The 11145-nt window shown below is 71.7% G+C and carries 6 protein-coding genes, 1 tRNA gene and 3 pseudogenes; 2 read left to right on the top strand and 8 right to left on the bottom strand.

Annotated features, from left to right (window positions below; all coding sequences use genetic code 11):
- Window positions 1-1845: MrfA Zn-binding domain-containing protein (gene drmB, locus CCS38_RS33320; RefSeq protein ID WP_223737119.1), on the top strand; the 1845-nt coding region annotated here is incomplete at its 5' end.
- A 147-nt stretch (window positions 1846-1992) separates the two neighbouring features.
- Window positions 1993-2139 carry a hypothetical protein gene (locus CCS38_RS33315; protein WP_223737117.1) on the top strand — a complete coding sequence of 49 codons (147 nt, stop codon included), beginning with the start codon at window positions 1993-1995 and terminating at the stop codon, window positions 2137-2139.
- A 46-nt stretch (window positions 2140-2185) separates the two neighbouring features.
- Here CCS38_RS33315 and CCS38_RS33310 read toward each other — a convergent pair.
- From CCS38_RS33310 to CCS38_RS33275, 8 genes and pseudogenes are all read right to left on the bottom strand, one after another.
- Window positions 2186-3903, bottom strand: a pseudogene (locus CCS38_RS33310) (relaxase/mobilization nuclease domain-containing protein).
- A 5-nt stretch (window positions 3904-3908) separates the two neighbouring features.
- Window positions 3909-4442, bottom strand: coding sequence for a MobC family plasmid mobilization relaxosome protein (locus CCS38_RS33305; RefSeq protein WP_223737115.1), 534 nt, complete (start codon window positions 4440-4442; stop codon window positions 3909-3911).
- A gap of 342 nt (window positions 4443-4784) precedes the next feature.
- Entirely contained in the window at window positions 4785-5504 is a 720-nt protein-coding gene (locus CCS38_RS33300) for a DUF2637 domain-containing protein (protein ID WP_223737113.1), read from the bottom strand.
- Between the two features lie 520 nt (window positions 5505-6024).
- A pseudogene (locus tag CCS38_RS33295) lies at window positions 6025-6492 on the bottom strand (DUF3631 domain-containing protein); the annotation flags it as partial.
- A 257-nt stretch (window positions 6493-6749) separates the two neighbouring features.
- Window positions 6750-6823, bottom strand: a tRNA-Thr gene (locus tag CCS38_RS33290).
- An 81-nt stretch (window positions 6824-6904) separates the two neighbouring features.
- On the bottom strand, window positions 6905-8497 hold the full coding sequence (locus CCS38_RS33285; RefSeq protein WP_223737111.1) for an alpha/beta hydrolase: 1593 nt from the start codon (window positions 8495-8497) through the stop codon (window positions 6905-6907).
- A gap of 166 nt (window positions 8498-8663) precedes the next feature.
- Entirely contained in the window at window positions 8664-9896 is a 1233-nt protein-coding gene (locus CCS38_RS33280) for a DNA polymerase III subunit delta' (protein ID WP_223737110.1), read from the bottom strand.
- A 249-nt stretch (window positions 9897-10145) separates the two neighbouring features.
- A pseudogene (locus CCS38_RS33275) lies at window positions 10146-11145 on the bottom strand (hypothetical protein); the annotation flags it as partial.

Raw genomic sequence — 11145 nt, 5'->3', positions numbered from 1 at the left:
CGTCGCCGGACCGGCGCGAACGGCGCCGCCCCCGCCCACAACCTTCCGCGGCGTGGTGCGGTCCGTCGCGCCCAGGCGATCACCACGTACGGCGTCGGGTCTCTCATCGCCGTCGACCACGAGTCCTTCATCGTCTCGGGACTCGACGAGGCCGAGCAGAGCTGGAGTCGTGATGAGTCCCCGCGGATCTACGAACGGCGCCTGGCCCGAGTGCTCGACGTCGATTACTTCCGGTTGCCGCCCGCCTCCGACGACACCAGCAAGGACGGTCTCCGGGTCCGACGATTCCCCTTGATGCATTCCTGCCCCGAGTGCAACGACCTGCAACGGCACCGCGACTTCAACCCGCCTGCCGGGCGAAGCGTCTGCGGCACGTGCGAGGTGGACCTGGTCCCCTCCCGTTTCGTCGTCGCTTGCGAAGCCGGACACCTTGGGGAATTCCCATACTGGCAGTGGGTGCATCGGTCCACGGACCGTGGTGCCACGACGGCGGGACAGTGCGGAGGGAGGCTCAAGATGCGCACGACCGGGCGTACTTCCTCACTGCGCTCCATCCTCGTCTCCTGTACCTGTGGGCAGACGCCCGAGGTCTCGATGGAGGGCTCCTTCCGCAGGAGCGCGCTCAAGGACCTGGGTCTCAAGTGCCGAGGCCCCCGCCCGTGGCTCGGTGCGTCCGCCCCCGCTCAGGAGTGCGGCCTCCCCCTGCGTACGCTGCAGCGCGGTTCGTCGGCGGTGTGGCAGCCGGTGCTGAAGTCGGCGCTCTCCATTCCGCCGTGGAGTGACGGCCGCGCGGACCCGCTTGCCGAACACTGGGAGGCGCTCCGCGAGTACGAGACGCGCGAACATGTCGAGATCTATCTCAAGGGTGCCTTCAAGGGAAAGTGTCCTGTGCCGCTGGACGAGGTGATGGCACTCCTCACCGCGGAGCGCGAGGAGGACCCCGACAGTGAAGCGGCCCCTACCTTCGACCACCGCTACCGCGCTCTGCGCAATAAGGAGTACGAGCGTCTCCGCTCAGGCAACGACGAGCGCGAGCACTCCCGCGACGAGCAGTTCGTCTGCGAGACGCCACTGGGCGATCAGAGCATGCTCGATCCACTCGGCGTCACCGGCCCGATGCTGGTCAAGAAGCTTCGCGAGGTACGCGCCCTGAAGGCGTTCACCCGGCTCATCAACGCCGAGTCGACCACCGACTCCAAGGAGATGTCCCTGTCCGAACGCCCCTTGCGCTGGCTCCCGGCCATGGAGGTGCGGGGCGAGGGAGTCTTCCTCCGATTGGACGAGGACCGACTCGGTGCCTGGGAGAAGAGCGTGGCGGTGGCAGCCCGGGTCGAGCGGATGCGTACCGCCCACCAGCGGGTGCTGGAGCAGCGGGCCGACGACGCGAGCAGGGTCGTCCCCTCCCCGGCCACCCCTCGCATGGTGCTGCTGCACACGCTGGCCCACGTCCTCATCAACGAGTGGAGTCTGGAGTCGGGTTACCCGGCCGCGGCCCTGCGCGAGCGCCTGTACGCGGCCGACGACATGGCCGGGGCGCTCGTCTACACGGCGACGAGCGACTCGGCGGGCAGCCTGGGTGGTCTGGTCGCTCAAGGTGAACCGCAGATCCTCGCTCGTACGGTCCGTTCGGCCGTCCGCCGTGCCGAATGGTGTTCCTCGGACCCGCTCTGCATGGAGACCGAGGCGTCCGGCGCCGGCGGAATCAACCTGGCGGCCTGCCACGCCTGCGTGATGCTCCCAGAGACGAGTTGCGAGCACAACAACATCCTGCTCGACCGCGCCCTGCTCGTCGGCACCCCCGACGACCCTCGGCTCGGGTACTTCGAGGGCTTCCTGAGGCAGTGACGTCGAATCATCCGCAATGGCGCCGATGGTGAACCGACACGTGCCGCTCTCCCGCCGCGGACCCTGGATGCCATCCGCACCGCCGCCCTCCTTCTCGCACACGGCATCCATCCCGCCGCGAGAGGGGCCGGCGGCATCACACGCCGGGTGATCGGAACAGTCGACTGTGATGCGGCGCGGCTGGGCGTCAGCTCCCTCGTCCGCGCCTCGTATCGCTACTGGCAGCTGTTCGGCGAGCTGGATGTGCCATGGCCAGCCGTGGCCGTGGCGATCGAGGAGGAGTTGGGCAGCTGAGGGTGGCCGTCCCTGTTCGTACTGTCACTGGTCATCCCGACCGGGACTACCGGCGTCGCCTCGATCGCTGTTCCGTGGTGGGTGTCGTGTTTGCCGCCGTGCGCTGTGGGGTTTCGGCCTGGTGGACAGGGGCCGAGGACAACATGGTCGAGCGTCGGCGGGCTGCTTCGGCGCGGCGGTTGGGGCGGGGTTGCGGCTGGTGTGCTGGATGCGGGTAATCAGGACGCGGGTGGGGCTGCGGGCGGTGGTCAGTTCGCGTCGCGCGGTGGCTTCCTTGAGGAGTTGGGGGGGGCGGTGGCCTCGTGCTTCGGCGTCGGCCAGGACGGTGGCGAGGGCAGGCCAGGCGGGGTCGGTGACTATGCGTTCGGCGTGGTCGGGTACGGCGGTGCGGATGTCGTGGGTGAGGGTGCGGCGTTCGTGATCCCTGGGCTGCCGGGAGGTGAGATCGTCGAGGACGGGGACGAGAGCCTGGTCGGTGGCCGTCTGAAGGTGTTGGACGGCCTGACGGGCGGCGTCGGTCTGGTGGGCGTGGTTCTTCGCCTCGTGCCAGCGGGCGGCGATGATCGAGGCCCAGACGATCGCGGCGAGCAAGGAGGCCAGGGCGCTGCCGTCCGGACCGGTGGCGCTGTGGGCGATGTCGCGGGCAGCTGTACGGAGCGCGGTGGCGGCCCGGTGCTCTGCCCGGACCTGGGAGCGCTGGGCCCGGGCGAAGGCCGTTGCCGCGGTGCGGAGCTCGGAGCGGATTCGGCCGGAGGTCTGCTGAGCGGTGGCCTCGAACAGTTCACCAAGAGCGGTGATGTGGGCCTGGGCGTGGCCATCGTCGGTGAGCGCGTTGGGCAGGGCGGTGAGGGCGTCGACGGCTTGATGCCAGGGGGTCGTGGGGCCATCGCGGCGGGCGGTGGGGTGTTCCTCGGGCGTACTGCTCTCCAGCCGGGCCCGCAGTTTCGGCAGAGTGAGGTCCGGGGCGATCTTCCCGCCGGGGTGGAAGATCTGTTCGCCGTCCTTGTTGAGATCACCGGGGCGCCCGGCCGCGTAACCAAGGAGATCGCCGGACGGGCCTCGCCTGGGCCGGATCAGGACGCTGTCGGCTTCGAGATAGGACAGCAGTTCCTCGGCGCTGCCGGCATGGGGGATGGCGGTGCGGACGCGTTCTTGGAGCCACTGCTGACTGGTCTGCTCCCAGCCGAGGCGGTCGACCTTGTGCATCTCGGCCTGAGTAGGCCGTCGGGCCCCGGTGCGATCGCCCTTCTTCAGCCGCCGCAGGCCGTAGTCCTTCTCGATCTCGCGGCACGCGTCGCCGACACGGAGACCGCTGTCGTGGAGTTTGGGGCGGCGGCCGTCCTCACGGACGGTGGTGGCGAGGATGTGTACATGGTCGTCGGCGTGGCGGACGGCGATCCAGCGGCAGCCGAGGTCGTCCTCCGCCGGGGCGATACCGGCGGCTCGCACGACGCGCTGGGCGATCTCTTCCCACTCGGTGTCGGAGAGATGACGGTCCTCGGGGGCCGCGCGGACGGCGCAGTGCCAGACGTGGTCGGTGACCGTCTTGCCGAACTCGCTGTTGCGCAGCCGTACGGGCTCGTCGAGGTGGTGGGCGAGCTGGGTGAGGGTGGCGTTTTCGTCGCGGCCGGGGTCGGGCATGCCGAGCATCGCGAAGCCGGCGACGGTGTGCGGATCGATGTGCTCGTCGTGCCGGCCGGGACCGTAGAGGTAGGCGAGCAGGCCTCGAGTGCGGGATCCGGAGGGCTTGATGGCGGCGATCATTTCGGTCAGCCTCCCGTGGGGTCGGTGGGCTCGCGCAGGGCCTCGGCGATCAGTTTCAGCAGGCGGTGCAGTTCGGCGAGGGTGCCTCGGGTGTCGGGTGGGGTGAGGTCGCTGTTGAGCGCGCGGGCGATCTGGTTAACGTTCACGCCGATGCGGTGGAGATGCCGCAGCACCTGTGAGCGGTATTCGTGCGTGCGGCGGCGTTCCTCCGACAGCGGGAGATTCGCGGTGAACCGGCCACACACGAAGGCGAGGACAACGTCGACGGCGAATCCGGACTCGCCCTTGTAGCCGTGGGCCGCGGCGGCCTCCTGGAGGAGGGCACGCTCGCTGGCGAGGAACCGCAGCGGGCCGACGCGTTCCACCCGCTTGTCGCCGGTGAAGCGACGGATCGCGGGCTGGACCTGCTGCACGGCGTCGTCGGTCGATGCAGGGCGCAGGACGGTCTGCTGTACGGCATGGAGATCGTCCGAGTCGGGTCCGCCCTCGGGCCCGACTTCCTGGTCCAGCGCCCCCTGGCGCTGGGCCGTCTCCGCCACCCCTGGGGCGGAGGTTCCCCGAGTCCGGCCGTGAGTCGGACTCGGGGTACTACTGGCTCCGTCCGGGACTGTCTCTCCGGTGAGGGTCTTCCTCCCGAACGCGCGCTTCAGCCGCCAGAGGAGGTTGGCAGTAGGTGGTGTCGGGCGCGGGTCGTGGTAGGTGTTCGTGGCGTAGTTCGGTTCGTGGCTCATCGGGGCGTGCTCCGGCAGTGCGCGGGAAGAGAGAGACAGGGCCCGCCTCCGTACGCGGGCCCCGTGCCCACAGGTGTGGATAGCGGCTCGGGAGGCAGATTCAGTGCGGCCGGTCGCCTGTCGCGGTCCGGCGGCCGGCCGCGTGCCGGATCAGCCGTCGACCGGGCTGGCCACGCCGTCCTCGGCTTCGGACCGGAGGATCGCCATGACCTCGGTCAGCCGGTGGCTGCTGACCGTATGTCCCTTGTCCTTGATCGCCCGCTGAACGGTGCCGCGGGTCGGGTTTCCGCTCTCCGCCACAGCGATCCGCCCGATCTCCAAGAGTTCCTCGACCGTCGCGCTCGCCGGGCGACCTCCGCGCGACCTGCCCGCCGGAACCTCGGTGCGCGGTTCCGGCCGCCGGTCGGAAGTGGCTGACGGGGATACGGCGGGGGCGACCGGTAGGACAGTGGCCGGTTCCGGCGCCACCACGTCGATGGACTCCTTCAGCTGACCGGGCCGGTCGACGAGGTGGTGTATCTGGCGCATCAGCACGCGGAAGGCAAGCAGCGCGGCGGCCGGAGGGACCGCGGCGACGACGTAGTCGAGAGGTGCCACGTGGCCTGTGTGGCCGGAGCCGTTGACCCCGGCGACGTTGAGTGCGATCGACCCGACGGAGCCCGTCGCGGTGAGGGCGATTGCCCAGCCGTCGGTGATGCCTCGCAGGCCGGCGCGGAGCATCAGCAGTTCCCCGGCGACGATGAAGGCGTCCAGCGTCGCGGGCCAGGCCCACCGGCGAGCCGCAGAGGAGTGGAGTCCGTGTTGTCCGGCGACCTCGGCCAGGTGCGCGTAGGACAGCCAGAAACCTCCGACGGTAAGGACCAGGATCATGGCACCCGCACCGGTGAGAGCGAAACGCTCGGCGGCCTGCTTGGGTGTCGGGCGACCGCCTGCGGAGCGGTGCGTCGAGGGATGAGCGGGTGAGGGGGCAGGGCGGTTCAAGCGTGCTCCTGGCGGGGTGGTGTGGATGTCGCGTCTTGGCCGTCTTGGCCGTTGCAAGCGCAGGTCAGCGTGGGGACGGCAGGCCCTCAGATCCGCCGCCCCGGCGAAGGCCGGGCCGCGCGTTAGAGACTCCCGCCGAGGGACCGGGCGGCCCGGGTGTACTGGTCTCGGACGGGAGAAGGGACGGCACGGACATGCGCTGCCGTCCCGGTTTCGCCGCCGTGCCCTGCGGTGATACGGCGGGGACGGCCAGGACGGCACGGGACGCATCCGGGCATCACAGCAAGGCCGGACGCCGGGATGTGGTGAACCCGTTGCCGTCTTGGCTCCTCCTCCCGTCCTGCCACCGTGCGCCCTGACCTGCGGTGTCACGGCAGGGACGGCACGTACGGCAGTTCCGGGCAGGGGCTCAGCCCAAGACGGGTGAGGCGTCCTGGGGGTGAACGGTGGGGCAGTAGCGCCGCCACGCGTCGAGGAACTTGTTGCGCATGTAACCCTTGCGCTGAGTCCCGTCGAGGAGGCGCACGTTGCCGGGCTTGATGCCGAACTCCCGGAGCATGGCCGCCAGGTCCCGCGCGGTAGGACCATTACGGCCCCACTCCGCCCAGGGACTTTCGGCGTCCTGACGCAGCTGATGCAGGAGCTCATCCGTGGTGAGGCTGTCCGGCTCACGCTGGGCGGCGAACACCGTACGGATATCGGCCAGGATGCGTGCCCCTCCGGGCTGGTCCGCTTCGGCCTCGGCCTCCGCGGCCACCATCGCCGCGCACGCGGCCCGTCCGCGGCGCGGCCAGGTACCGGCGGCGAGGTCGGCGACGATCATTAGCGGTTCCCAGGTGTCGGCAGCGCGGTCCTCCACCGGCATCGTCGGTTCGAGCTGGTCCCGCTTCAGCGCAAGGCCGAGGCGGAGCAGGCCGCACGTGAGGCGGCGAAGACTGTCAAGAAGAGTAAGAAGGCGAAGGCCAAGGGGAAGAAGAAGCACAAGCAGAAGAAGCCCAAGGATTAAGGTCCCCGGGCTCTCCGCTCACGCATCGCTCACGCAAGCCATCCCACGGCACCCCGGCCGTGTGACGCGTCATGCCCCGAACACAGCAAAAGGCCAGGTCACGGGCTATGTGACCTGGCCTTTTTCGGAGCCGCCTAAGGGAATCGAACCCTTGACCTACGCATTACGAGTGCGTCGCTCTGGCCGACTGAGCTAAGGCGGCGTGGTGCGCGGCCCAGTCTACACATGGCGGAGGGGTGGTTCGTAATCGGATTCGGAGGGGGTCCGGGGGCCGGTGGTGCGGTCAGGAGCAGCGCTTGTTCTTGGCGGGGGGCGTGCCCTCCAGCAGGTAGGTGTTCACCGCGGTGTCGATGCAGTCGCTGCCACGGCCGTACGCGGTGTGGCCGTCGCCCTCGTACGTGAGGAGGCGGCCGGAGGAGAGCTGGGAGGCGAGGCCGCGGGCCCACGGGTAGGGGGTCGCCGGGTCGCGGGTGGTGCCGACGACGAGGATCGGGGCCGCGCCCTTCGCCTCGATGCGGTGCGCCTCGCCGGTGGCCTTGACGGGCCAGTACGCGCAGTTCAGCGGCGCCCACGCGAAGTTCTCACCGAAGACCGGCGACGCCTTGCGGAAGGCGGGCAGCGCGGACTCGACCTGTGCGGGCGAGGAGAAGGCGGGCGGGAGATCGAGGCAGTTCACCGCGGGGTTGGCGAACATCTGGTTGGCGTAGCTGCCGTCCGGCTCGCGCTCGTAGTAGGTGTCGGAGAGGGCGAGCAGGCCGCTGCCGTCGCCCTTCTGGGCCTTGGTGAGGTACTCGCGGAGCAGCGGCCAGGCCGACTCGTCGTACATGGCGGCGATCACACCGCTGGTCGCGAGGGACTCCGTGAGCTTGCGGGAGTCGCCGGTGGCGACCGGGCGCGTGTCCAGGCGGCGGAAGAAGGCGGAGAGCTGCTTGCCGGCGTCGGCGGTGCTCTTGGTGCCCAGGGGGCAGTCGCGCTTCTTGATGCAGTCGGCGGCGAAGGAGTTGAAGGCGGTGTTGAAGCCGGCGGTCTGGTCCTCGTTGAGCTGCCGGGAGGTCAGGGAGGGGTCCATCGCGCCGTCCAGCACGAGCCGGCCGACGCGGGAGGGGTACAGGCCCGCGTACGTCGCGCCGAGGAAGGTGCCGTACGAGGCGCCCACGTAGGTCAGCTTCCGGTCGCCCAGGACGGCGCGGAAGATGTCCATGTCACGGGCCGCCTCGACCGTCGAGACATGGCCGAGCACCTTGCCGGAGCGGGCCCGGCAGCCGTCGGCGAACTTCTTGTAGGCGGTGGTGAGCTTGGTCTGCTCCGCCTTGTCGTCGGGGGTCTGGTCGACCTGTGTGTACCCGTCCATCTGCTTGTTCGAGAGGCAGCGGACCGGCTCGCTGCGGGCCACGCCGCGCGGGTCCATCGCGACCATGTCGTACCGGGCCTTCACGGCGGCCGGCTCCGGGGCGTACTGCTGGAGGTAGTTGATCGCCGAGGCGCCGGGGCCGCCCGGGTCGACCATCAGGGAGCCGATCCGCTTGCCGGGGCCGGGGGCCTTCTTGCGGGAGACCGCGAGCTCCAGGTCGGTGGCGCGGCTGGGCTTCTCGTAGTCGAGCGGGGCCCGGAGGGTCGCGCACTCGAAGCCCTTGGGACCGCAGGAGCGCCAGCTGAGCTTCTGGTCGTAGTACGGGCGCAGGGCCGCCGGTACGGCCGTGGGCAGGGGCTCCAGGGGCTTGGTCGCCTTGTCGCTCTCCGGGCGGGCGTCGGGGCCGTGCTGGGCCGGTGAGGCGACCGTGTCGCCGCCCGGGCTGCTCGGTTTACTGCAGGAGACGAGCAGCGCGGCGGCCGCGAGCACGGCGCCGGAGGTGCGGAGCAGACGGCTGGTGTCCATGGGTACGGTCCCTCGTTCGGCGGCGGGAGGCGGCACTCGGCTCGGTGACGATTGGTGACCAGTGGTGACAATTGGCGACAGCTCTGGGGAGCGTATCGGTCCCGATGGGGTCATGCCTGGCCTTTTGCCCTCTTAAGGGTGAGTTCGGCCGTCCGGTCCGGCGCTCTCAGCCCGCGCGGAGAGCCGCCGTCATGGCCTCGACGGCCAGCAGCGGCGCGACATTCCGGTCCAGGGCGCGGCGGCAGGCGATGACCGCCTCTATCCGGCGCAGCGTGCACTCGGGGGTGGAGCCGGCGGCGATGCGCTGGACACTGTCCCGCACGTCCTCGTTGGCCAGCTCGGCGGCCGTGCCGAGCTGGAGCGCCAGGACGTCGCGGTAGAAACCGGTCAGGTCGGTGAGAGCGAGGTCCAGGCTGTCCCGCTGGGTACGTGTGGAGCGGCGCTTCTGCCGGTCCTGCAGCTCCTTCATCACGCCCGCCGTGCCGCGCGGCAGCCGCCCGCCGGTGCCCGCCGCGGCGCCCAGCGCGGCCCGCAGCTCCTCGGTCTCCTTGGTGTCGACCTCCTCGGCGACCTGCTTGGCGTCCTCGCCCGCCGCGTCGATCAGCTCCTGCGCCGCCTTGAGGCAGCCGCCGATGTCGTCGACGCGGAGCGGGAGCTTGAGGACGGCGGCGCGGCGGGCACGGGCCCGCTCGTCCGTCGCGAGCCGGCGGGCCCGGCCGATGTGCCCCTGGGTGGCGCGCGCCGCGGCCGTGGCGACGGCCGGCTCGATGCCGTCACGGCGCATCAGCATGTCGGCGACCGCGGACGTGGCGGGCGTGGACAGCGTCAGCAGGCGGCAGCGGGAGCGGATGGTGGGCAGCACGTCCTCGATGGAGGGGGCGCACAGCAGCCAGACCGTGCGCGGCGCAGGCTCCTCCACGGCCTTCAGGAGGACGTTGCCCGCGCCCTCGGTGAGCCGGTCGGCGTCCTCCAGGACGATCACCTGCCAACGGCCGCCGGCCGGTGACATCGAGGCCCGGCGGACCAGGTCGCGGGTCTCCTTCACGCCGATGGACAGCACGTCCGTACGGACCACCTCGACGTCGGCGTGCGTGCCGACCAGCGCCGTGTGGCAGCCGTCGCAGAAGCCGCAGCCGGGGGCGCCGCCCAGCGCGCGGTCGGGGCTCACGCACTGCAGGGCGGCGGCGAAGGCGCGCGCGGCGGTGGACCGGCCGGAACCGGGCGGCCCTGTGAACAGCCAGGCGTGCGTCATCCGGGACGCGCTCATGGACTCCGGCGCGGACTCGGGCGCGACGGCACCCGGCTCCTCGGCCGTGACCAGGGCGTCCGCGTCCTGCGCAGCGGCGGCGAGCTGCTCCTTCACCCGCTCCTGGCCCACCAGGTCGTCCCACACCGCCATTGCCGCTCCGCCGTCCTGTCCGTGTCCTGCCCCGCGCCGGGCTGCCCCGCCGCCGTGTCTGCCCCGTCGCCACCCATTGTGGTGGACGGCACTGACAATCCCGTCCACGTGGGGCGGAAAGCGCGCTCCGGGGGCCCGCCCGGGCCCGGAAACCCGCCGCCGGTCCCCGATGAGCGGGCCCGGAAACGCCGCCGGCCCCCGGTACGACGCGTACGTACCGAGGGCCGGAAAGGGCCGGAGCGGCGGGGATCAGCGGCGGCCCCAGCGGCCGCGGTGCCTCTCCTCTTCCTCCGTGTCGCGCGGGCCGAGCAGCTCGTCCGCGAGGGTCGGGAGGTCGTCGAGCGGGGTCTCCTCGGCCCACTCCGGGCGCCGCCGGCCGCCGGCCGGCCGCGGCTGCTGCTCGTACTGGGAGTGCGGCTGCTGCGGCGCGTACGACTCGTACGGCGACTGCCCGGTCCGGCCCGGGGACGGCAGTCCCGTCACCGGGTCGATCTGCGGCAGCTCGGCCGTGCGCTCGGTGCTCGACTCGGCGGCGGGACGGCGCGTGCCGCCCTGCTCCGGGCGGAACATCCACGACGGCACCCGGTCCTCCGGGCCCTCGGGGCGCACCGGCGGCAGTACGGCGGTCTCGTCGGCCGCGCCGCTGTGCGCCGCGTCCTCGGGGCGTGCCGTCTCCTCGGGGCGCACGGAGGGCAGTACCGCCGTCTCGTCCGTGGCACGCGAGCCCGTGGCGGGCGTCCGCCGCGCGTCCCCGGTCCGGTCGTCCGGCCGGTCGCCCTCGTCGTCCCCGACCGGCTCCGGCTGCGGCAGTACAGCGGTCTCCTCGGGATCCGCGCCGGAGCGCGAGCCGGAGCCGGTACGGCTGTCGGACGCGCCCCCGGAGTCCGGCCGCGTCTCCTTGCGCATCTCCACCCGCGGCGTCCCCTCGGGCACGGTCTCCGCGGCGTCCCGGGGGGCGTACTCCTTGCGCATGCTGACGACCGGCGTCTCCGTGGTCGGCGCATCGGAGTCGTGCAGCCCCTCGGCCGCCGAGGCCGCGGCGAGCCGGGCCTGCTCGGCGCGGAGCAGGGCCTCCTCCGCCTTGCGCTGCTTCTCCAGGCGGCGCTCCTCGGCCTCCTGGCGCAGCCGCTTCTCCTCCTCGTGCTGGCGGCGCAGCCGCTCGCGCTCGGCCTGCCGGGCCGCCTCCTCGGCCTCCCGGCGCTTGCGCTCCTCCTCGGCCTGGCGGCGGGCCTCCTCGGCACGCTGCCGG

This window comes from Streptomyces purpurogeneiscleroticus, assembly GCF_020024005.1.
Lineage (GTDB): Bacteria > Actinomycetota > Actinomycetes > Streptomycetales > Streptomycetaceae > Streptomyces > Streptomyces purpurogeneiscleroticus.
Note: the sequence above shows the minus strand (reverse complement) of the source record. Positions and strands in the feature narration are given on the sequence as shown.